The 21,796-nt window shown below is 66.8% G+C and carries 23 protein-coding genes and 1 pseudogene; 10 read left to right on the top strand and 14 right to left on the bottom strand.

Annotated elements, in window-relative coordinates; translation table 11 throughout:
• A pseudogene (locus QOC69_RS19795) lies at positions 1-390 on the bottom strand (hypothetical protein); the annotation flags it as partial.
• Positions 391-675: 285 nt separating this feature from the next.
• Between QOC69_RS19795 and QOC69_RS19790 the strand changes: the two are divergent.
• On the top strand, positions 676-1,443 hold the full coding sequence (locus QOC69_RS19790) for an SDR family NAD(P)-dependent oxidoreductase (RefSeq protein WP_526442682.1): 768 nt from the start codon (positions 676-678) through the stop codon (positions 1,441-1,443).
• Here the strand turns inward: QOC69_RS19790 and QOC69_RS19785 are convergent.
• The 3 genes from QOC69_RS19785 to QOC69_RS19775 all read right to left on the bottom strand — a co-directional run bounded on the left by QOC69_RS19785 (position 1,412) and on the right by QOC69_RS19775 (position 5,427).
• On the bottom strand, positions 1,412-2,707 hold the full coding sequence (locus tag QOC69_RS19785) for an Ig-like domain-containing protein (RefSeq protein WP_526442688.1): 1,296 nt from the start codon (positions 2,705-2,707) through the stop codon (positions 1,412-1,414). The two genes, QOC69_RS19790 and QOC69_RS19785, sit on opposite strands and share 32 nt — an antisense overlap.
• Before the next feature lie 83 nt (positions 2,708-2,790).
• Positions 2,791-4,230, bottom strand: coding sequence for an RNA-guided endonuclease TnpB family protein (locus QOC69_RS19780; protein ID WP_526442680.1), 1,440 nt, complete (start codon positions 4,228-4,230; stop codon positions 2,791-2,793).
• Positions 4,231-4,362: 132 nt separating this feature from the next.
• Positions 4,363-5,427, bottom strand: a complete 1,065-nt coding sequence (locus QOC69_RS19775) for a UDP-N-acetylmuramate dehydrogenase (protein WP_526442678.1) — start codon at positions 5,425-5,427, stop codon at positions 4,363-4,365.
• Between the two features lie 26 nt (positions 5,428-5,453).
• On the opposite strand from QOC69_RS19775, the gene QOC69_RS19770 reads away from it, so the two are divergent.
• The 4 genes from QOC69_RS19770 (at position 5,454) to QOC69_RS19755 (ending at position 8,623) form a co-directional block, all read left to right on the top strand.
• Positions 5,454-5,960: a DUF2505 family protein gene (locus tag QOC69_RS19770; RefSeq protein WP_526442676.1), complete on the top strand. Its 507-nt coding sequence runs from the start codon at positions 5,454-5,456 to the stop codon at positions 5,958-5,960.
• 31 nt (positions 5,961-5,991) lie between these two features.
• The gene (locus QOC69_RS19765) at positions 5,992-6,786 is read left to right on the top strand and encodes a class I SAM-dependent methyltransferase (protein WP_526442686.1); all 795 of its coding nucleotides are present in this window, start codon (positions 5,992-5,994) and stop codon (positions 6,784-6,786) included.
• Between the two features lie 99 nt (positions 6,787-6,885).
• On the top strand, positions 6,886-7,695 hold the full coding sequence (locus QOC69_RS19760; RefSeq protein ID WP_526442674.1) for a carbon-nitrogen hydrolase family protein: 810 nt from the start codon (positions 6,886-6,888) through the stop codon (positions 7,693-7,695).
• A gap of 1 nt (position 7,696) precedes the next feature.
• Entirely contained in the window at positions 7,697-8,623 is a 927-nt protein-coding gene (locus QOC69_RS19755; protein ID WP_526442672.1) for an LmeA family phospholipid-binding protein, read from the top strand.
• Here QOC69_RS19755 and deoC read toward each other — a convergent pair.
• From deoC to QOC69_RS19725, 6 genes are all read right to left on the bottom strand, one after another.
• A complete protein-coding gene (deoC, locus tag QOC69_RS19750; RefSeq protein WP_526442670.1) occupies positions 8,620-9,303 on the bottom strand; it encodes a deoxyribose-phosphate aldolase in 684 nt (227 codons plus the stop codon). The genes QOC69_RS19755 and deoC overlap by 4 nt on opposite strands.
• Before the next feature lie 3 nt (positions 9,304-9,306).
• The gene (locus tag QOC69_RS19745) at positions 9,307-9,714 is read right to left on the bottom strand and encodes a DUF2599 domain-containing protein (RefSeq protein ID WP_526442668.1); all 408 of its coding nucleotides are present in this window, start codon (positions 9,712-9,714) and stop codon (positions 9,307-9,309) included.
• 4 nt (positions 9,715-9,718) lie between these two features.
• A complete protein-coding gene (locus QOC69_RS19740) occupies positions 9,719-10,003 on the bottom strand; it encodes a DUF2516 family protein (RefSeq protein ID WP_526442666.1) in 285 nt (94 codons plus the stop codon).
• 42 nt (positions 10,004-10,045) lie between these two features.
• The gene (locus tag QOC69_RS19735; RefSeq protein ID WP_526442664.1) at positions 10,046-10,654 is read right to left on the bottom strand and encodes a heparin-binding hemagglutinin; all 609 of its coding nucleotides are present in this window, start codon (positions 10,652-10,654) and stop codon (positions 10,046-10,048) included.
• A gap of 67 nt (positions 10,655-10,721) precedes the next feature.
• Positions 10,722-11,114, bottom strand: coding sequence for a helix-turn-helix domain-containing protein (locus tag QOC69_RS19730; protein ID WP_526442662.1), 393 nt, complete (start codon positions 11,112-11,114; stop codon positions 10,722-10,724).
• Positions 11,115-11,203: 89 nt separating this feature from the next.
• Complete coding sequence (locus tag QOC69_RS19725; protein WP_526442660.1) at positions 11,204-12,544, bottom strand: DUF445 domain-containing protein; 1,341 nt, start codon at positions 12,542-12,544, stop codon at positions 11,204-11,206.
• Positions 12,545-12,631: 87 nt separating this feature from the next.
• On the opposite strand from QOC69_RS19725, the gene QOC69_RS19720 reads away from it, so the two are divergent.
• Together QOC69_RS19720 and QOC69_RS19715 are read left to right on the top strand one after the other, a co-directional pair.
• Positions 12,632-13,336 (top strand): TetR/AcrR family transcriptional regulator, encoded by a 705-nt coding sequence (locus QOC69_RS19720; protein WP_526442658.1) that lies wholly within the window; start codon positions 12,632-12,634, stop codon positions 13,334-13,336.
• Between the two features lie 4 nt (positions 13,337-13,340).
• On the top strand, positions 13,341-14,204 hold the full coding sequence (locus QOC69_RS19715) for a polyphosphate kinase 2 family protein (RefSeq protein ID WP_526442655.1): 864 nt from the start codon (positions 13,341-13,343) through the stop codon (positions 14,202-14,204).
• Positions 14,205-14,207: 3 nt separating this feature from the next.
• Here the strand turns inward: QOC69_RS19715 and QOC69_RS19710 are convergent, their stop codons facing one another.
• From QOC69_RS19710 to QOC69_RS19695, 4 genes are all read right to left on the bottom strand, one after another.
• Positions 14,208-15,080 carry a cyclopropane mycolic acid synthase family methyltransferase gene (locus QOC69_RS19710; protein ID WP_526442653.1) on the bottom strand — a complete coding sequence of 291 codons (873 nt, stop codon included), beginning with the start codon at positions 15,078-15,080 and terminating at the stop codon, positions 14,208-14,210.
• 174 nt (positions 15,081-15,254) lie between these two features.
• Positions 15,255-16,112 (bottom strand): 3-hydroxyacyl-CoA dehydrogenase family protein, encoded by an 858-nt coding sequence (locus QOC69_RS19705; RefSeq protein ID WP_526442651.1) that lies wholly within the window; start codon positions 16,110-16,112, stop codon positions 15,255-15,257.
• 95 nt (positions 16,113-16,207) lie between these two features.
• The gene (gene aceA / locus QOC69_RS19700; RefSeq protein WP_526442648.1) at positions 16,208-17,494 is read right to left on the bottom strand and encodes an isocitrate lyase; all 1,287 of its coding nucleotides are present in this window, start codon (positions 17,492-17,494) and stop codon (positions 16,208-16,210) included.
• Between the two features lie 255 nt (positions 17,495-17,749).
• A complete protein-coding gene (locus QOC69_RS19695) occupies positions 17,750-18,523 on the bottom strand; it encodes an acyl-[acyl-carrier-protein] thioesterase (RefSeq protein ID WP_526442684.1) in 774 nt (257 codons plus the stop codon).
• 113 nt (positions 18,524-18,636) lie between these two features.
• Between QOC69_RS19695 and ramB the strand changes: the two genes are divergently transcribed.
• The 3 genes from ramB (at position 18,637) to QOC69_RS19680 (ending at position 21,795) form a co-directional block, all read left to right on the top strand.
• Positions 18,637-20,052, top strand: coding sequence for an acetate metabolism transcriptional regulator RamB (gene ramB / locus QOC69_RS19690; protein ID WP_526442646.1), 1,416 nt, complete (start codon positions 18,637-18,639; stop codon positions 20,050-20,052).
• Positions 20,053-20,140: 88 nt separating this feature from the next.
• Positions 20,141-21,208 (top strand): EspA/EspE family type VII secretion system effector, encoded by a 1,068-nt coding sequence (locus QOC69_RS19685; protein WP_526442643.1) that lies wholly within the window; start codon positions 20,141-20,143, stop codon positions 21,206-21,208.
• A gap of 32 nt (positions 21,209-21,240) precedes the next feature.
• A complete protein-coding gene (locus QOC69_RS19680) occupies positions 21,241-21,795 on the top strand; it encodes a carboxymuconolactone decarboxylase family protein (protein WP_526442641.1) in 555 nt (184 codons plus the stop codon).
• Position 21,796: the final 1 nt, after the last annotated feature.

The following is a 21,796-nucleotide window of genomic DNA, read 5'->3' as shown; positions in this document are numbered from 1 at the left end:
GGCCAGCGACGCCAGGGCAGCGTTCTGCGTGCCCCGCGGGGTCGGGGTCTCGACCACGTCGAGTGTGCGGCCGAACAGGTCGGTGGCCACGATGCTGGTGGTGCGGGCACCGAGGTGGATGCCCAGGGTCAGGAAGGGTTCGTGGTTCACCTCGACCGGCACCCGGGGCCGTCCGATCGCGCCGGAGACGGCGAGGTCTGCGCGTTCGCGCAGCACCCCGGCGTCGAGCAGGGCGGTGACCTGGCGGTTGACTGTCGCGATGCTCAGGCCGGTGACCTGGGCGATGACGTCGCGGGCGATCGGCCCGCGCAGCCGGGCCGCGCCGAACACCGATGCGGCGGCGGCCTCGGCGACGCGCAGCGAGGGGGCCACGATGTGATGTCGGGCCAGGAGCGCGCGCTTGGCGTGCGCGGTCGGCGTCTGACGAACGGCGGTGGTGGGGCTTGCGGTCAAAATGGTTGCGGTGGCGGTCGTTGCGCGCACGGGATGTCCTTTGGGAGATGTCGGCTGGTGGGGTCCGGGCCACACCTGCGACTCATCAGGACGAAGAACGTCTGCGGTTCAGTCAGGCGCGGCGAGAAGCGCGACAACAACAACACGCGCGCCGAACGGCGCTGCGGGAAGCCTGACTGGCGGACACACGAAGAATTTAGCACGCCAACTAAAGTTGGTGGAATGACGACAGTCGAATCCCCTCAGCGGGTCGCGGTGGTCACCGGTGCCAGCTCCGGCATCGGCGAAGCGACCGCGAAAACCCTTGCCGGACTTGGTTTTCACGTGGTCTGCGTGGCCCGTCGGGAAGACCGCATCAGTGCCCTGGCCGACGAGATCGGCGGCACCGCGACTGTGGCGGACGTCACTAACCCCGACGCCGTCGACGCCCTGGCCGCCGGCCTCGACCGCGTCGACGTGCTGGTCAACAACGCAGGCGGGGCCAAGGGCACCGAACCGGTCGCCGACGCCGACCTCGAGCACTGGCGGTGGATGTGGGAGACCAACGTGCTGGGCACGCTGCGGGTGACCCGGGCGCTGCTGCCGAAGCTGGTCGATTCCGGTGACGGGCTGATCGTCACGATCACCTCGATCGCCGCGTTCGAGATCTACGACGGCGGCGCCGGATACACCTCGGCCAAGCACGCGCAGAGCGCGCTGCACCGCACCCTGCGTGGCGAGTTACTCGGAAAGCCGGTGCGGCTCACCGAGATTGCACCGGGAATGGTGGAGACGGAGTTCTCCGTAGTCCGGTTCGGCGGCGACCGGGACCGGGCCGCTTCGCTGTATCAAGGGCTGACGCCGTTGGTGGCCGCCGACATCGCCGACGTGATCGGCTTCGTGGCGTCGCGGCCGTCGCACGTCAACCTGGACCAGATCGTGATCCGGCCGCGGGATCAGGCCAGCGCGACCAGGAAGTTCACCCGCCCGGAGCCGTCGGAGCAGGGGTAACGGCGCTCGGGGCCGTGGTGGTCGGCGTGCCCGAGAGCGTGGGCGCGTCGGTGGGGGTGGCCGGGGCCGTGCTGGGGAGGTTCACCGGTGATTGTTGTGCCGACAGCGCTGACATTGCGCTCCACTCGTCCCAGCTCACGGCCCAGTCCCAGATGTCGCCGTCGGAGTAGGAGAGCTCGATCGAGGTGCCCGTCACCTCGACGGGGTCGCCGTAGATCGCGGTGTTGAAGTACTGCTGCGCGTCGGACGTCGACAGGTTGATGCAGCCGTTGGTGACGTTGGTGTTGCCCTGGGCTCCGGCGCTGGACGGGTTGGCGTGGATGAACTCGCCGTTGTTGGAGATCCGGACCGCGAACCGCTCGTGCACGTTGCTGTACCCGGCGGCCGGGTTGGACATGTAGAAGTCCTCGTACTTCTCGCTGACGACGTGGACGCCGCTGCGCGTGACGTTGCGCGGCTGGTCGGCCTCGCCGTAACTGCACGGCAAGGTCATGATCACGCCTTCGTCGGTGATCACCTCGATCTGGTGCGACGACGCGTCGGCCTTGACCACCTGGCGCCTGCCGATCTCGAAGTCCAGCGTCAGGTCCTGCGCCCCGAACGCACCGTCGCCGAACGGGACGCCATACAGCTTGGCGGCGACGTTGACCTTGGTGCCTGCCGGGTAGTAGTCACGGGTCCGCCAATGCACGCGCGATCCGCCGACCTCGTCGGGCAGCCAGGCCCAGCTGCCCACGACCGGTGGCGTGGTGGTCACCTTCAGTGCCTTCTCGACCGAGGCCTTGTCGCTGATCGAGGCGTCGAACTGCATGATGATCGGCACCGCGACGCCGACCACCTGTCCGTCGGCGAGCTGGAACTGCCCATTCACCTGGGTCTGCGGGGTGACGGTGGTGAAGTTGCCCGCGAGCGGGACCGCCTTGCCGTCCCGCCCGACGACGGCGCCGCCCCACGAATAGACCACGCCGTAGCCGAGCGGTTCGGTGGTGATGAACGACGTCCGGTCGCGGTTGATCACACCGGCGACGAACTTGCCCTCGGGGTTCGACAGCGTGACGCGCTGGAACCATCCGTTGTCGACGTCGATGCCGATCTGCGAGGTCGGCACCACGTCGGTGGCTGCAATGTCGGGTTTGTAGGTGATCCGCGGCGCGGACGGAGGTGCCTGCGCCTCGGGCTGCCCCTTGATCGGGTTACCGGCACACGCAGCGAGCACGCCAGAGGCGCCCACCGCTATCGCGGTCAATGCCTGCCGCCGGTTGATCCCCACGTGGATAGAGGGTACCTACAGCGTGTCGAACAAACTCGGGTGAGTGTTGGACACCACCCTTCTCGGGCGTCGTCGGTTCAGGCCGCTGGCGCGGTGTGAACGTCGGTTCCCGCGTCTTTCGGGCTGGTTTCACCGGCACACGTGGGGTGCTGGTCAGCGCCGTCCTGTCGGCGGGCGTTGGTGGCCCGGCCCCGTTGCTTGGGGGTCCGGGGATCTGGTGAGGTTTCGTGGTGATGGGTTTGGCCCCAGCGGGCCAGATTCATCGCAGCGTTGCGGTCGCGATCCATGCAATGTCCACAGGCGCAGGTGAACACACGGTCAGCCAGCGTGAGGTCGGTGCGGATGGTGCCGCATTGGCCGCACCGCTTGCTGGATGGGTACCAGCGATCAGCGATGACCACTTGGCCATCCCGCCAGGCCTGTTTGTAGTGCAGCAGCCGGGCGAATTCTGCCCACCCAGCATCCGAGATCGCCCTGGCGAGGCGATGGTTGGACAGCATCCCCGAGATGTTCAGATCTTCGATGACGAGCTGGTCGTGGGTCTTGACCAGCGCATTGGAGACCTGATGCAGGAAATGCCGCCGCACATTGGTGACGTGATGGTGGTGACGGACCAGTTTGGCGGCAACGTCACGACGGTTGTGTGATCCTTTCTTCTTGCGCGACAACGACTTCGCCAACCGTTTTTGCTTAGACATTCCGGTGGCCAACGCTTTGGGCGGGTCATCGACACGGGCGACCTCCTGGCCGTCGCTGGTGGCCGCGACGAGGAACGCGGACAAACCCCGGTCGATGCCGACCCAGCCCCCGTCATCGCCGGGATGGCGGGCCGGGTGCTGATGGGCTTGGTGTAGGTCGGCGGCTTCGACGTTCAGCGATACCGACCAGCGGCCCGCATGGTGGGTGATGGTGGCGAACAGGATCTTCGCGCGGTTCTTGGTGAGCATGCGGCGCAGCCGGCGGGTGTCGTCATGTACGCCGATCTGCCCGATGCCGGGCAGGGTGATCGAGCGTGGCCGGTTCTTCTCACCGACCCGGATCGCTGGTGGCTTGTCCTTGGGGTGTTTGTTGCGCAGCCGAAACGACGGCAGTGCACCGGTTTTCTTCTTGAACCGGGGGAAACCGATGCGTGTGCCCTTGCGCTTGCCGCCGCGGGAGTCCGACCAGGCCTTCAGCCCTGTGCCGAGGTCGACGGCGGCCTCCTCGAAGACCTGCTGACACACCTCGGCCCGCCAGACCAGACCCGTCACCACCGCGTCGACGGTGCCGTCGGTGTCGACGGTGAAGACCCGGCCAGCGTCGTCGGTCTTCTTCCAGGCGTTGAACGTGTTGATCAGATCGAACCCGGTCCACGGCACCTCGATGGAGGGATCGATCTTGCGTTGCGTGAGCGCGGTCTTCACGATCCGCAGGCACTGGTTGAACGCGAACCGAGCCGCTCCTGCATGCCGGGCCAGCACCTCGTGCTGCTCGACGGTGGGGTCGAGACAGAACCGGAATGTGGTGTGCCGAGACATTACTGGCGAGCATCGCACAGCCCACCGACAACACCCTGACCAGCACAAATGTTTCTGGGCACGCGATCAGCACCGATCGCCAGGTAGCCGGACCACACCCACGAAGGGTTCCTCATCCTCAGCCAGATCGCCCTAGAGTCGGCACCCAATCAGAATCGGCTCGGGTGTGAGATCGATCCCGAACCTGCTCCGCACGCCGTCCCGGACCGTCCTGGCCAGCGCGATCACGTCGGCCGATGTGGCGGCGCCCCGATTGGTCACAGCCAGCGCGTGCTTGGTCGACAGCCGCGCTGCCGCCGCCTCACCCGGGTAGCCCTTGGCGAACCCGGCGTGCTCGACCAGCCAGCCCGCAGCCAACTTCACGCCGTCGGGTGCGGGGTAGTTGGGCACCTGGCCGTCGACCTCGGACCGCAGCCGCTCGAACTCGGCGGGCGTCACGACGGGGTTGGTGAAGAAGGAGCCGACGCTCCACGTGTCGCGGTCGGCATCGTCGAGCACCATGCCCTTGCGCCCTCGTAGCGTCAGGACCGCCTCCCGGACCCGAGCCGGGTCGACGCGCGAGCCGGGTTCGGCGCCCAGTGCCGTCGTCAACTCCCCGTAGCGCAGCGGCGCGCTATGGCCGTCGGCGTCCAAGGTGAACTCGACCTCGAGGACGACGGAGTCCTTGGAGTTCCTCAACACGCTGTGGCGGTACCCGAAACCCAGTGCGCTCGGCGCGACCCAGCGGTCCGCACCGGTGCGGCGGTCGAGCAGGCGCACCCGGCTGATGGTGTCGGCGACCTCCGCACCGTAGGCACCGACGTTCTGTACCGGTGTCGCACCGGCCGATCCGGGAATGCCGGACAGGCACTCCAGCCCGCCGAGGCCGTACGCCAGCGAGGTGACGACGACGTCGTCCCACAGCGCACCCGCCTCCGTGCGCAAAACCGCGCCGTCGACGGTGATCTCGGTGTTCGCCACCTGGACGGCGGTCAGGTCGGTGAGGTCGTCGGCGATCACGACATTGGAGCCACCGGCCAGCAGCAGCGTCTTCTCGGCCGGCACTCCCGCGGGCAGTTCGCGCAGCACGTCGACCACCTTCTCGGTGGTGTCGCAGGTGATCAGGCGGCGCGCGACGGGTCCGATCCGCAACGTGGTGAGCGGGGCGAGCGGCACGTCGTATCGGACCGACGCGCCCGCGAACTGCGAACTGACCACGGGCGGTAACGGTAGCCTCATCGGCTATGCCGCGTTCCTTCGACATGGCAGCCGAGTACGAGGGCACCGTCGAGCAGGTCCATCAGGCGTTCCGCGATGAGCGGTACTGGCTGGAACGCCTGGCTGGCTCGGGAGCGGACAAGACCACGTTGGACTCGATGACCGGCGATGGCCACGGCGGCGTCGACGTGATCACCACCCAGACCTTGCGGGCCGACCGCCTGCCCGGCGTGGTCGCCCAGTTCCACCACGGCGATGTCAGCTTCGTGCGCGAGGAGACGTGGAGCCCGGTCACCGACGGGCAGGCCACGGCCGTGGTGACGGGATCCATCCCCGGCGCACCCGCGACGCTGACCGGTACCGCGGTGCTGACGCCCGCGGGCAGCGCCTCGCGACTGGAGTTCAAGGTCACCGTCGAGGTCCGCATCCCGCTCGTCGGCGGCAAGGTGGAGAGCTTCATCGGCAGTCAGTTGGTGGATCTGCTGATCGCCGAACAGCGCTTCACGTCGGCGTGGATCAGGGAAAACGTCTGACGGGGCCGTAAACTCCCTGCCTGTGGGCGTGATCCGGCAGCCCGTCGGCCAGCTGACGCGGGGCACGACCGGTTACAACCGGTTGCGGCGAAGCGATCGCTGGCTGGTCCACGATCCCCGCGTGCGCGCGACGCTGCTCACCGCAGCCGATCCGCTGGTGATCGACCTCGGCTACGGCGCACTGCCGGTGACGACCCTCGAGCTGGCGGCGCGGTTGCGCGCGGTACGGCCCGACGTGCGGGTGGTAGGGCTCGAGATCCACCCCGAGCGAGTGCACGCCGCCCGCGTTGCGACGGGGGCCATCCGAGGGGGGCCAGTCGAATTCTCCTTGGGCGGTTTCGAATTGGCCGGTCTGCAGCCGGTGCTGGTGCGGGCCTTCAACGTGTTGCGCCAGTACGACGTCGACGCGGTGCCCGGCGCGTGGAGTGAGATGACGACCCGCCTCGCGCCAGGCGGACTGATCGTCGACGGCACCTGCGACGAGCTCGGCCGGCGCTGCTGCTGGGTGCTCCTGGACGCCCGCGGCCCGGTGAGTCTCACCCTGGCCTGCGATCCATTCGCGATCGAGAAGCCGTCGGATCTGGCCGAGCGGCTGCCGAAGGTGCTGATCCACCACAACGTGCCGGGCCAGCCGGTGCACGCCCTGCTGGCCGCGGCCGATCGGGCGTGGGCCAGCGCGGCAGGCCACGGCGTATTCGGGCCACGGGTGCGCTGGCGCGCGATGCTGGACATGCTGGCCGGTGAGGGATTCCTCGTCGAACCGCCGCGGCGACGCCTGCGGGACGGTGTGCTCACGGTGCCGTGGGACACCGTCGCGCCCCGCTAGCCCCGTACGGCGTTGACTCTGCGGCCTGGTCGCACTTGTGCGAGTGCGTCGCACCGCCAACGCAGAGTCGAGCTGGCCCGGCGTCAGTAGGCTAGCGGGATGCGGATTGCCCTGGCGCAGATCCAGTCCGGCGCGGACCCGTCGGCCAACCTCGAGACCGTCGAGGACTACACCCGACGGGCCGCGGACGCCGGCGCGCGACTGGTGCTGTTCCCCGAGGCGACCATGTGCCGGTTCGGCGTGCCGTTGGCGCCGGTCGCCGAGCCGCTCGACGGCCGGTGGGCCGACGGTGTGCGCGCCATTGCCGATCGCAACGGCGTCACGGTGGCCGCAGGCATGTTCTGCCCCAGTGACGACGGGCGCGTCACCAACACGCTCGTCGCGGCCGGCGCCGGGGTGGCCGCGCATTACCACAAGATCCACCTGTACGACGCGTTTGGCTTCAGCGAATCACGCACGGTCGCACCGGGTTACGAACCGGTGATGATCACGGTCGACGGCGTCGGCGTCGGTTTGACCACCTGCTACGACGTCCGCTTTCCGGAACTGTACGTCGAACTCGCCCGGCGCGGGGCACAGGTGATCACGGTGCACGCGTCGTGGGGGTCGGGGCCAGGCAAGCTCGAGCAGTGGACGCTGCTCGCGCGCGCCCGCGCGTTGGACACCGCCAGCTTCGTCGCGGCCGTCGATCAGGCCTACCCGGGTGACGAGATCGCGGCCGTCGGGCCGACCGGCGTCGGCGGCAGCCTGGTGGCCTCTCCGCTCGGCGAGGTGGTGGTCGCGGCGGGGCCCGACCGGCAGTTGCTGGTGTCCGACGTCGACCTGACCAACGTCGAGAAGGCACGCGAGACCATCGCGGTGCTGCGCAACCGCACGGAGTTCACTTCGTCGGTAGGGCACAATCGCTGAGGTGACCGATCCCTGGGCCCGTCCGGCCAACCAGGTTCCGCCTGGCCAGCAGCCCCCGGCCCCCGAGCCGCCGACGCAGCAAATCCCTCAGCAGGGCCAGCCGGCTCCGCAGAGCTACCCGCCGCCGCAGAACTTCCCGCCGACGCCATCCTCGGATGACGGCGGCGCCCCGCCCCCGAAGCAGGGCTCGTTCGTCAAGCGGCTGTTCCGCGATCCGCTGTCCATCGTGCTGGTGGTGGTGATCGTGTTGGCACTGATGGTCGCCGGCGTGGTCGGCGCAGAGCTGTACGCCCGTAGCCGCGCCGACGACGTGGTGGCCAAGGCCGTCTCGTGCGTGGTGCAGGACAGTGCCAAGGTGTCGTTCGGTGCCAGCCCATTCCTGTTGCAGCACATGACCGGTCACTACGGCAACATCTCGATCAGCACCGCGGGCAACCAGATCCGCGACGCCAAGGGGATGAAGGCCGACATCACCATCGACGACATCAGGCTCGAGGACAAGGGCAACACGAAGGGCACTATCGGCGCCCTCAACGCGACGATCAACTGGACGACCGAGGGCATCAAGGAGACCATCCAGAACTCGATCCCCCTGGTCGGCAGCTTCGTCACCAGCGTGAACGCCAACCCGTCCGACGGCACGATCGAACTCAACGCCGCGCTTGGCGACATAATCACCAAGCCGCAGGTCGTCGACGGCGGCATTGCGCTGGAGGTGCAGGAGCTGACGGGCCTGGGCTTCACCCTGCCGCGTGAGGCGGTGCAACCCGCTCTGGACGCGTTCAGTTCGCAGCTGACGAAGAACCTCCCGCTCGGCATCCACGCCGACAGCGTCTCGGTCGCCGACTCCGGGGTGACCGCCAAGTTCTCCACGCAGAACGCGACCATGCCTGCCGGTCAGCAGGACCCCTGCTTCGCGGGGATCTAAGCGCGGGGTTCCAGCCCGTCGAGCACGGCACGCGTCCCCGATAGCCCCAGCCGGGTCGCGCCCGCGTCGAGCATGGCCGTCGCGTCGGCCGCGGTGCGGATGCCGCCGCTGGCCTTGACGCCCAGCCGGTCCCCGACCGTGGCCGCCATCAGCTCGACCGCCCGCACCGAGGCGCCTCCCGAGGGGTGGAAACCGGTGGAGGTCTTCACGAAGTCCGCGCCCGCGTCCTCGGCCGCCTTGCACGCGTCGATCAATGCCTGCTCGCCGCCGAGACTCAGCAGTGCTGCCGATTCGACGATGACCTTGAGGACGACGGCGGCGACCGCCTGGCGCACCGCCAGGACGTCGGCCCGCACCAGGTCCGTGCGGCCCGACAGGGCGGTGCCGACATCGATGACCATGTCGATCTCGTCTGCGCCTGCCTCGACCGCGTGCGCGGCCTCGCCGGCCTTGACCGCCGACAGGTGCTTCCCCGAAGGGAATCCGACGACCGAGGCGATGTGGAGATCAGGCGACGCGACGGACTTCGCGGTCGCGATCATCGTTGGCGAGACGCACACCGCGTACACCCCGAGGTCGACGGCCTCGGCGACAAGTGCGGTCACGTCGGCCTCGGTGGCCTCGGGTTTGAGCAGGGTGTGGTCGACCAGCGCCGCCACGTCGGCTCTCGAGTAGGCCACCGTCTAGAACGGCTCTTCGGTGCCGCCGGGGTTGCACCCCGTGCCCACCATCGTGTCTTCGTCGACCACCGGTCGCCACGGCTCGAGATTCCAGCTGCTCTTGCCCGGCTGCGCGAACTCGGCATACGTCCAGTGACACATGAACTGCTCGCGCATGCCGGGGATGTCGGCATCGGGTGACTGGGCCAGCACTTCGGTCCACGCCTCGGCGCCCTCGGCGGCGTTGTGCACCTGGCCCGCGGCCTCGCGTCCCGCCGCGGTCGGGTACACGCGCAGGCTGGACAGGTCACCCCAGTGCACCCACTCGGAGTGATCGACGTAGGGCGGGCCGGGAATCGGGTTGGCGGTGGCCGTGCCCGCGCTCAGGCCGAGGGCAGCGACCGCCGCCACCGCGGCAATCAGTAGGCGCATCGACTCAGCGGGACTTCCCTTGGATTTCCAGGATCTTGGGCCGCACGTCGACGAGGTAGATGCCTGCGGCGCAGATCGCGATGGCGGAGCCCACGGGCGCCCCCAAGACCAGCGCGAGCACCACGGTGCCGCCGATGATGGCCAGCCAGATCGGCTTGGTCATCTTGCCGGCGGCGGTATAGGCGTCGGGACGCTGGATCGCGGCATGCACGAAGGAGTAGACGCCCAACACCAACGCACCCACCTGAATGACGAGGAGGACGTAACCCACCAGGCTTTGAGGCTGCACGCCCTCAAGCCTAAGCGGGTTACGTCCCCTCGGTCTAATGAACTACTTCTGGGTGACCTTCTTGGCCGCAGCCTTGGCGGGCGCCTTCTTGGCAGCCGGGGCCTTCTTGGCGGGAGCCTTCTTGACGGCCTTCTTGACCGGCGCAGCGGCCTTCTCGGCCTTCTTCGGCAGCTCGACGCCGACCAGCTTGGCCGCACGCTCGCCGACCGCGCGGGTCTGGCTGGCAACGGTGCCCAGCGCATCCTGCGTCAGCTCGACGGCCTGGTCGGTCACGCTCTCGACGCGGCTCGCGGCCTCTTCGATCACCGGCTGGCTACGCAGGCGCGCCAGCGCCTCCTCGCCACGCTCGACGAGCTTGTTGTACTGCACGGTGGCGGCGTCGGCATAACCCTCGGCAGCCTTGCGCAGCTCGTCGCTGCTCAGCTTCTCGCGCAGCTCGCCGAACTGGGTCGGCAGCTCTTCCTGCAGCTTGGTCAGGCGCGCGCGGCGCTCCTCGACCCGGGTGCCTGCCTCGGTGCGGGCCTCTTCGGCGCGCTCGCGCAGGGTGACCACGATCTCGTTCACGGTGGCCAGCGCCAGGTCTGCGGCGCCCACGGCGGCGAGCAGCGGAGCCTTCAGGTCTTCGATGGTGGGCTGATTCTTCTCGGCCATTTCGGGTGATTCCTCTCTCGGATGTGTACTCAATTGATGGGATTTCTAGGTGGCAGTCGATCTGGGGTCAGTCAGTGGCTGGCTCCTCATCTGCGGCTTCGTTCTGTTGGCAGAACGACGTGTAGATGTCGAGCAGCACTTGCTTCTGCCGCTCGGTGATCGTGACATCGGTGATGATGGCGTCGCGGACCTCGCTGGGCTCGCTCGGCTCCAAGATCCCGGCCCGCACGTAAAGCACTTCGGCAGACACTCGCAACGCCTTCGCGATCTGGTTGAGCACGTCGGCGGAGGGCTTGCGCAAACCCCGCTCGATCTGGCTGAGGTAGGGATTGCTGACGCCGGCCTTCTCGGCCAGCTGTCGGATGGATACCTGCGCAGCTTCGCGCTGGCTCCGGATGAAGCTCCCGATGTCCTGTGCAGCGTTGGTCACGACAGCGGCAAGTTTTTCGTCCTGCGGCATGCTTGGCCCCCTCTGCATCAGTAACCGGTTGGCATCGAAATCAACCGTACGACGGGGTGCTAACTTTTGCAAGCAGTAGCTAGCGCAGGTCAGAAGAGTAGTTGGGCTATCGAATAGATCGCCAGGCCGGCGAGCGAGCCCACCACCGTGCCGTTGATCCGAATGAATTGCAGGTCACGACCGACGTGCAATTCGATGCGGCGACTGGCCTCGTCGGCGTCCCAGCGATCGATCGTCTCGGTGATGATCGCTGTGATCTCCGTCCCATACTGTTCGACCAAGTGCTGGGCGGCCCGCACGATCCAGTTGTCGACCTTGTCGCGGAGGTCTGCATCGTCGCGCAACGACTCCCCGATGTGCACCACTGAGTCGGCGATCCGGGAGCGCAGCGCCGAGGACGGGTCATCGACGGACTCCAGAAGGATGCGCTTGGCCGCGGTCCACGCGGTCTCGGCCGCCTTGGCGACCTCGTCGCGCGCCATGATCTGTTCCTTGACGTTCTCGGCGCGGTCAATGGTCGCCTTGTCGTGCTGCAGATCGTCGGCGAACTCGAAGAGGAACTTGGTGGCCGAGCGACGGAGTTCGTGGTCGGGGTTGCGGCGCACCTTGTCGGTGAAGTCCACCAGCTCGCGATGGATCCGGTCGCCGACCAGATGGTCCACCCAGCGCGGTGACCAGGTCGGCGAGTCGCGTTCGATGACCCGCTCGATGACCTCGCCCGAGTTCAGGGACCACTCGAACGCGCGATCGGCCAGCAGTTGGATGAGCGCTTCCTGGCGCCCCTCCTCCAGCAGGCTGGCCAGCACCCGGCCGATCGGCGGCCCCCACTGTGGTTCGGCGATGCGCTTGACGATCATCCGGTCCAGCACCTGTTGAACGTCCTCGTCACGCAGCATTTCGACGAGCACCCGCAGCACCGTCGACGCCTCTGCGGCGACCCGTTCGGCGTGCGATGCGTCGGAGAGCCACTTGCCCATCCGCCCGGCCACCTCGGCGTCGCGCAGCTTGGTCTCCACGACCTCGGGGGACATGAAGTTCTCCCGGACGAACGCGCCAAGACCCTCTCCGAGCTGGGCTTTCTTGCGCTTGATGATCGCGGTGTGCGGGATCGGAATGCCCAGCGGGTGCTTGAACAGGGCAGTCACCGCGAACCAGTCGGCCAGCGCGCCCACCATGCCTGCCTCCGCGGCGGCCCGGACGTATCCAATCCAGGGCGCCGCCCCGCCACTGGCGCCGTTCGACTGCGCCCACGTGCACACCAGGAAGATCACCGTCGCCCCGAGCAGGAAGCTCAGCGCGACGACCTTCATCCGGCGCAGACCGGTACGGCGTTCGGCGTCCGCGGCGGAGTCGGCACCGGCCAGCGTTTCGGCAAAACTCTGGCGCGGTTCGGCGCTCGCTGGGTGTACCACCCCCCAATCATCCGTCATTGCGCCACCGGCGGTCCCGTCCTGTCGGTCACTGCCGACAGATCAGCCGTATTATCGAGAACAACTAGGGAATGGACTGGTGCGACAGTGGCACAACAGACCCCAGCGGGGGCGGTCAAGACAGACGGGCGCAAGCGACGCTGGCACCAGCACAAGGTCGACCGTCGCAGTGAGTTGGTCGACGGCACACTCGAAGCGATCCGCCGGCGCGGCAGCAACGTCAGCATGGACGAGATCGCCGCCGAGATCGGCGTTTCGAAGACCGTCCTATACCGCTATTTCGTGGACAAGAACGACCTCACCACGGCCGTGATGATGCGCTTCGCGCAGACCACCCTGATTCCCAACATGGCGGCGGCGTTGTCGTCCAACCTCGACGGCTACGACCTGACCCGCGAAATCATCCGCGTGTACGTTGCCACGGTGGCCGCCGAGCCCGAGATCTACCCGTTCGTGATGGCCAACAGCTCGGCGACCAAGAGCAAGGCGGTCGCCGACTCCGAGCAGATCATCGCGCGCATGCTCGGCGTCATGCTGCGCCGACGGATGCAGGAAGCCGGCATGGACACCCACGGCGCTCAGCCGTGGGCGTTCATGATCGTCGGTGGCGTGCAGTTGGCCACCCACTCCTGGATGTCGCACCCGCGGATGACGGCCGACGAACTGATCGACTATCTGACCATGCTGTCGTGGAGCGCGCTGCGCGGCATCGTCGAGGTGAACGGATCGCTCGAGAAGTTCAACTCGATGCCGCATCCATCGCCGATTCTGCTGCCGGGACTGCTTGACTGATCGGATGAGTGAGACTGACCTCCCGGACCTCTGGACGCACGAGCCGCACATTCACCTCGAGTTCAAGCCCGGCGAGCTGGTGTCCGACATCGACACCGACGCCACACCGGGTTTCAGCGGATCCAAGAGCGACGCGCCGGACCTGCAGGCCGAACGCAACGAGCGCTTCGCCGAGCTGCAGGAGATGCTGTACGCCAACAGCCGGTCCGGTGACACCCGCTCGATTCTGCTGGTACTGCAGGGCATGGACACTGCGGGCAAGGGCGGCATCGTCAAACACGTTGTCGGGGCCGGTAATCCGCAGGGCATCCGCTACACCAGCTTCGGCAAGCCGACGAAGGAGGAGCTCGAACACCACTACCTGTGGCGGATCCGCAACGCGTTGCCCACCGCGGGCCACATCGGGGTGTTCGACCGGTCTCACTACGAGGACGTGCTGATCGTGCGCGTGCACGACCTGGTGCCGCCGGACGTGTGGGGCGCCAGATACGACGAGATCAACGCGTTCGAGAAGGAGTTGGTCGACGGCGGCACGACGATCGTCAAGGTCGCCATGTTCGTCTCGCTCGACGAGCAGAAGAAGCGGCTCGAGGAGCGGCTCGAGCGGCCCGACAAGTACTGGAAGTACAATCCCGCCGACATCGACGAGCGGCTGCTGTGGCCGAAGTACCAGGAGGCCTACCAAGCGGTGCTTGACAAGACGTCGACGGAGTACGCGCCGTGGCACGTCATCCCGTGTGACCGCAAGTGGTACTCGCGGCTGGCCATCACCGAATTGCTGATCGAAGCATTGGAAGTCCTCGACTTGTCCTGGCCCCCAGCTGATTTCGACGTCGAAGCCGAGAAGAAGCGGCTGGCCGGCAGCTGACCGCTACTTGACCAGGGTGAACTGGCCGACGTTGGTGATGCCGCGACGGAAGAAGTCTGCGCAACCGGTCAGATACCGCATGTAGCGCTCGTAGACCTCGTCGGAGGTGATGGCGATCGCCTCGGCCCTGTTGCTCTCCAGATTCCGGGCCCACATGTCGAGGGTGCGGGCGTAGTGCGGTCGCAGCAGATGGGTGCGGGTCAACGTGAAGCCCGAATCAGCCGCAAGCTGCTCGATGTCCTCCGTGGCCGGGAGCTGGCCGCCGGGGAAGATCTCCTCGCCGACGAACTTCATGAACTTCAGATCGCTGATCGTCAGCTTGATGCCGTTGTCGCGGAAGAACTTCTGGGTGTGCGCCAGGATCGTGTGCAGCAGCATGCGGCCGCCGTCGGGAAGGATTCGGTGGGCCTTGTCGAAGAACGCGCCATAGCGCTCCTCCTTGAACGCCTCGAACGCGCCGATGGACACGATTCGGTCGACCGGTTCGTCGAACTCCTCCCAGCCCTGTAGCCGCACGTCCACCGAGCGCGCCGACGAGAGCTCTGCGAGCTTTGCCGAACTGTATTCGAACTGATTGCGGCTCAGCGTGATTCCGATGACGTTGACGTCGTACTTCTCCACGGCGAGTTGCAATGCGCCACCCCACCCGCACCCGATGTCGAGCAGCGTCATGCCGGGCTGAAGGTCGAGCTTGCCCAGCGCGAGATCGAACTTGGCCACCTGCGACTCGTCCAGCGTCATGTCGTCGCGCTCGAAGTAGCCACAGGTGTAGCCCATCGTCGGTCCCAAGAACAGGGCGAAGAACTCGTCCGAAATGTCGTAGATCGACTGCGACTCGTCGTAGAACGGAGACAGCTCGAACTCGACGTTCGACATACGATTAACCCCTTGTGCTCGTCCGATGACGACGGTCGTATGGCGGCGCGCGACAAAGCATCCCGTCGCACGTGGTCCTCGACCAGGACGAGGCGACTTTACCACAAGATAGCTTAGCTAACGAACCCTACTTTGCCCCGCGCCGACGCCACCGCGTCACCTGTGTGCCACCTGTTAGTACGGGTAGAAGCCCTGACCCGACTTCTTGCCCAGCTGGCCCGCCTCGACCATGCGCAGCAGCAGCGGCGGCGGACCGTAGAGCGGCTCCTTGAACTCCTCGAACATCTTGTCCGCGATGAGCTTCAGCGTGTCCAGTCCGACCAGGTCGGAGAGCCGCAGCGGCCCCATCGGGTGCGACAGCCCGGCGACGATGGCCTTGTCGACGTCCTCGACGGTGGCGAACCCGGCCTCGACCATCCGGATGGCCGAGAGCAGGTAGGGCACCAGGAGCGCGTTGACCACGAATCCGGACCGATCGGCGCAGCGGACCACCTGCTTGCCCAGCACTTCGCTCGCGAACTTTTCGGTCCGTTCGATCGCCGCGTCGGTGGTGACCAGCGTGCCGATCAGCTCGACGAGCGGCAGCACGGGCACCGGGTTGAAGAAGTGCAGGCCGAGCACGCGGCCCGGATTCTTCGTCGCCGCAGCGATTCTCATGATCGGGATGCTCGACGTGTTCGACGCCAGCACTGCGTCGGGGTCGGTGACCACCGCGTCCAACTCGGCGAAGACCTTGGCCTTGACGGCGTCGTCCTCGATGATCGCCTCGATGACGAGCTGGCGGTCCGCCAGGTCGGAGAGGTTGGTCGTGAAGGACAGCCTGGCGAGGGTCGCGTCGCGTTCGTCCGCGGCCAGCTTGCCCTTGCTGACGGCCCGCTCGAGCGACTTGGCGATGCGGTCGCGTCCCGCGGTCGTCAGCGCCTCGGTGGGCTCGTAGACGAGCACGGCGACACCGGCCCTCGCCGACACCTCCGCGATGCCCGCGCCCATCTGCCCGGCGCCGATGACGCCAACTCGCTCAATGCTCTTCACGCTCAATGTTTCTACTCCACATACGTCGAGTGCACGGTTGTTGTACGTAAACGTCGAGAAGACGCGTCAACAACCGTGCACTCGGCGGCAATGGCTTAGTGGAACTGGCCCTCTTCGGTCGAACCCGCGAGCGCGGTGGTCGAGCTGGTCGGGTCGACGGTGGTGGCGATCCGGTCGAAGTAGCCTGCGCCGACCTCACGCTGGTGCTTCGTCGCGGTGTAACCCCGCTCCTCGGCGGCGAACTCGCGCTCCTGCAGCTCGACGTACGCGGACATCTGGTTGCGGGCGTAGCCGTAGGCCAGATCGAACATCGAGTAGTTCAGCGCGTGGAAGCCGGCCAGCGTGATGAACTGGAACTTGAAGCCCATCGCGCCGAGCTCCTTCTGGAACTTCGCGATGGTCGCGTCGTCCAGGTGCTGCTTCCAGTTGAACGACGGCGAGCAGTTGTAGGCCAGCATCTGGTCCGGGAACTCGCTCTTGACGCCCTCGGCGAACTTCTTGGCCAACTCCAGGTCCGGGGTGCCGGTCTCCATCCAGATCAGGTCGGAGTACGGCGCGTAGGACTTGGCGCGGGCGATGCACGGCTCGAGGCCGTTCTTCACGCGGTAGAAGCCCTCCGAGGTCCGCTCGCCGGTGACGAACGGGCGGTCGCGCTCGTCGACGTCGGAGGTGATCAGCGTGGCCGCCTCGGCATCGGTGCGGGCGATGACGATCGTCGGGACGTCGGCGACGTCGGACGCCAGGCGGGCCGAGGTCAGCGTGCGGATGTGCTGCTGCGTGGGGATCAGCACCTTGCCACCGAGGTGGCCGCACTTCTTCTCCGAGGCCAGCTGGTCCTCCCAGTGCGAACCGGCGACACCCGCGGCGATCATGGCCTTCTGCAGCTCGTAGACGTTCAGCGCACCACCGAAGCCGGCTTCACCGTCGGCGACGATCGGGGCCAGCCAGTTCTCGACGGACCGGTCGCCCTCGACCTTGGCGATCTGGTCGGCGCGCAGCAGTGCGTTGTTGATCCGGCGGACCACCTGCGGCACCGAGTTGGCCGGGTAAAGGCTCTGGTCGGGGTAGGTGTGGCCGGACAGGTTCGCGTCACCGGCGACCTGCCAGCCGGACAGGTAGATGGCCTTGAGGCCGGCGCGGACCTGCTGCACCGCCTGGTTGCCGGTCAGCGCGCCCAGCGAGTTGACGAAGTCCATGTCGTGCAGCTGCTCCCAGAGCACCTCGGCTCCGCGACGGGCCAGCGTGCTCTCCTCGACGACGTGGCCCTGCAGGGCCACCACGTCCTCGGCGGTGTACGTGCGCTCGATGCCCTTCCAGCGGGGGTTGGTGTTCCAGTCGTGCTGGATTTGTTCCGGGCTCTTCGGCGTGCCAACTGTGGACATGAGGCTCCTTCGGTTCCAAGTCGCTGGCGACGTTGACGTTGGTTGTTAACGCCTCAGCATCTTCACTGGTGTGTTAACTCGAGGATGCACCAATACATATCCGCAGGTCCAGTCGTTTCGCTTGTCAATTTTCGCCAACACCTCGCGGAACCTTGTTAAGTTTGCAAAGGCAGGTCGCAGCTGAAACGGTTCAGAAGTTACCGTTCGGTAATGGTTTTCGCAGGTCAGTACGCTCGTACTGTTAAACCGGCCCGATCAGAGGGCGAACAGGCAGGCGACGGCCTTGGTCTCGTCGCCGACCGCATATGTGAGCGTTGTAACAGTGCGATCGGTGAGTTGCGGACCGAACGCATCGGTGGAGCCCGCCGGATGCACGTGGCTGATGATCTCCAGCTTGTCGCCGAGAGCCACCGGAAGGTCGTGCTCGATGGTCACCCGCAGCGGCCCCCGCAACAGCTCGGGATGGTTGTACAGGTAGTCCTCCACGACGCTCCAGTACACGGAGTTGTTCATGTGGTCGAAGATGTCGATGTCGCTCACGCGGACCGGATACTCGCGGATCTCGTCGGCGTCGTCACGGCCGCCGGCCTTCAGATAGGCCTTCCACCGCAGTCGGTCCACGTCGGTGGTGCGCTGCAGGCCCGCGATGAAGTCGTCGGAGATGCGCGCGGGACCCTGGGTCTCACGGTTGATGTTGATCCAGAACGCCTCGGACTCGATGAGGCCGCCCTTGCGGCCGTCGATGCGTACCCGCATCTCGCACCAGCGGTTCGACGTTCCCGAGCACCAGCGCCGCAGCCTCAGCATGTCCTGGAACTCGATGGGACGGATCAGGTCGATCATCGTGCGGCGAACGATCCATAGGGGATGTGTCTCTTCGAACCCCAACTCCCGGAGGTGGTCGGTACCGATGTCCTGGATGTGACGGGTGGCCGCGTCGAACCGGAGCCGGCCCTCGCGGTCGATGTCGGCGACCCGCAAGGGCCACTGCATGTCGAAGACGTCGGGGTGCGGGTCGGGGACGGGCATCAAGGCCTTCGCCAGGCCGTTGCTGCTGGTACTCACGGCTGTTGATATTGCCACAGGGTTCTCTATGCGAATCTTGCGAAGCGATCCTTCGCATCGTTGCTACCCTGTCTGACGTGGCCAAAACCTTCGTCGGATCGCGGGTCCGGCAGCTTCGCAGCGAACGCGGCTTCAGCCAGGCCGCGCTCGCGCAGATGCTCGACATCTCCCCGAGTTACCTGAATCAGATCGAGCATGACGTCCGTCCGTTGACGGTCGCGGTGCTGTTGCGCATCACCGAGGTGTTCGGCGTCGACGCCACGTTCTTCGCCTCCCAGGACGACACCCGGTTGGTCGCCGAATTGCGCGAGGTGACGATGGACCGCGACCTCGGCGTGGACGTCGACCTGTCCGAGGTCGCCGACATCGTCGGCGCGCATCCGGCCGTCGCCCGCGCGATGGTCAACCTGCACCGGCGCTACCGGCTCACCACTACGCAGCTGGCCGCCGCGACCGAGGACCGGTTCTCCGACGGGAGTGGCAGCGGGTCGATCACGATGCCGCACGAGGAAGTCCGCGACTACTTCTACCAGCGGCAGAACTACCTGGACGCGCTCGACGCCGCCGCCGAGGACCTCACCGTTCGGATGCGGATGCACCGCGCGGACCTGTCCCGCGACCTTTCCGATCGGCTCACCAGGGTGCACGGCGTGCACATCGTCCAGCGCATCGACCTCGGCGACACCGTGCTGCACCGCTTCGACCCCGACACCAAGACGCTGGAGATCGGCAGGCACCTCTCGTCGGGGCAGTACGTCTTCAAGCTCGCCGCCGAGCTGGCCTACCTCGAGTTCGGCGACCTCATCGACGGCATGGTCGAGGAGGGCAACTTCACCAGTGGCGAGGCGGTCAAGCTGGCGCGGCTCGGCCTGGCCAACTACTTCGCCGCGGCGACGGTGCTGCCCTACCGCCAGTTCCACGACATCGCCGAGAACTTCCGCTACGACGTCGAGCGGCTGTCGGCGTTCTACTCGGTGAGCTACGAGACCATCGCACACCGCCTCTCGTCCCTGCAACGGCCGGCGATGCGCGGTGTTCCGCTCTCGTTCGTGCGTGTGGACCGTGCGGGAAACATGTCGAAGCGACAGTCCGCCACGGGTTTTCACTTCTCGTCCAGCGGCGGCACCTGCCCGCTGTGGAACGTGTACGAGACGTTCGCCAACCCGGGCAAGATCCTGGTGCAGATCGCCCAGATGCCCGACGGCAGGCAGTACATGTGGGTGGCCCGCACCGTCGAACGCCGGGCGTCGCGCTATGGACAGCCGGGTAAGACATTCGCGATCGGCCTTGGCTGCGAACTCCGGCACGCCCACCGGTTGGTCTACTCCGAGGGGCTCGACCTATCTGGTGAGATCACCACACCGATCGGTGCCGGTTGCCGGGTCTGCGAACGCGACAACTGCCCGCAGCGAGCCTTCCCCGCACTGGGCCGCGCCCTCGACCTCGACGAGCACCGCAGCACCGTGTCGCCTTACCTGGTGAAGAAAACCTGACGCCAAGCGCACACCGCACCAGCAATTCGGTGCGACGTCGACCCCGCACGCGCCGCTATCGTGGACCTTCACGAGCAGGAGTAGTTGCATGGGTTTCTGGGACGGCGTGGAAGACGCGTTCGACAGCGTCGCGGAAGCCAACGTCCTCCCGATCGGAATCGTCGCGAACCTCGCCAAGATCGGCGACGATCCCGTTGGAGCGATCACGGGCATCGGCGGCCTGCTCTCCCCCAGCCTCGGGTTCGTCACCACGTTGCCGGAGATGTTCAGCGCCGAACCGAACATCTCGGGCGCCGGCGGGCTCCCCGTCTTCGCCGCGACCCTGGCGACGCTGAAGCAGATGCGGGATCAGTGCGGCACGGGAGAGCCGGACCAGGGCGGCGACTTCAACACCGGCAAGAACGAGTTCCAGCTGATCGCCGACATGTTGGGCAGTACCCACGCCCCCGACACCTGGCAGGGCGCGGCCTCGGACGCCTACGGCAAGGCCAACGACCATCAACAGCACCGGGCCAACGACATGGCCGATACCGACGCCAAGCTGCAACAGACCTTGGCGACCGAGGCCGGGCAGGTGGCCGACACCCGTCAGACGCTCGACGCCTGCATCCGGTTCATCAACACGTGCATCCCCATCGCCACCGCCCTCGCCGCGACCAAGTTCGGCACCCCCGCGTCCTACGGGTACCAAATTCAGGCCTCCGAACCGGTCTTGGCCCTCGCCCACTCGAGCCTTCAAAGCCTCTCCGGCGACGTGCTGAAGAACACCGCCGAGGTCAAACTGGCGGCTGGTCTCTACGGCGCCATCGGCGCGGACAACGGTGCGGCGACGTCCGGTGTCGGCCCGCAGTTGAAGGTCGTCACCGCCGACCTGCGGCGGGTGTCCGGCGACCAGCATCTGATCGCCTCGAAGATCGCATCGACCAGCCAGACGACCGCGGGCACGGCCGCCAATGTCTCCAAGACGCACGGAACCGTATGCACATCCACTAGCGGCGCCCTGTCGGATGCCGTGACGGCGCGCGCCGCCACGGTCACCATCATGAAGAACCGATCCGAGCGGCTCTCCACGGGACTGAAGGCCGCGGCCACCCGGTACGACACCATCGACCGACAGGGCCGGGAGGAGCTCCAGGGCGACGTGCATCCACGCTGACCGCGAGGTCACGCACCCCTAGACTCGCGGGGGTGAGTGCCCCCGACGCTGCCCCCGCCCGCATCCCGCCCGGCGGCTTCCGTGAGCTCGGTCCTGTCGGCTGGGTGATCGCCAAGGCCGGCGCGAAGCAGATACGTGCGCCCAGGTTCACGCTGTTCACGGTTCTCGGCCAGCACAAGCTGCTGTTCTTGGCCTGGCTGCCGTTCGGAGGTTACCTGCTCGGAGCGGGCAAGCTGCCGCGCAAGGATGCCGAACTGGTCATCCTGCGGGTCGGGCACCTGCGCAATTGCGAGTACGAACTCCAGCAGCACCGTCGGCTGGCACGTAGCCGTGGGCTCGACGCCGACGTGCAGGCCAGGATCTTCGAGGGGCCCGATGCCGAGGGGCTGACCGACCGCCAGCGTGTGCTGATCACCGCGACCGACGAGTTCGTCGTCACCCGATCGGTGTCACCCGAGACGTGGGCGGCACTGTCGAGTCATCTCGACCGACCGCGGCTCATCGAATTCTGCATGCTGGCAGGCCATTACGACATGCTGGCGGCCACGATCGCCACCCTGCAAGTTCCGCTGGACTTTCCCGACTAAG

The sequence above is a fragment of the Mycobacterium sp. genome (genome assembly GCF_032162105.1).
In the GTDB taxonomy this organism is placed as follows: domain Bacteria; phylum Actinomycetota; class Actinomycetes; order Mycobacteriales; family Mycobacteriaceae; genus Mycobacterium.
Note: the sequence above shows the minus strand (reverse complement) of the source record. Positions and strands in the feature narration are given on the sequence as shown.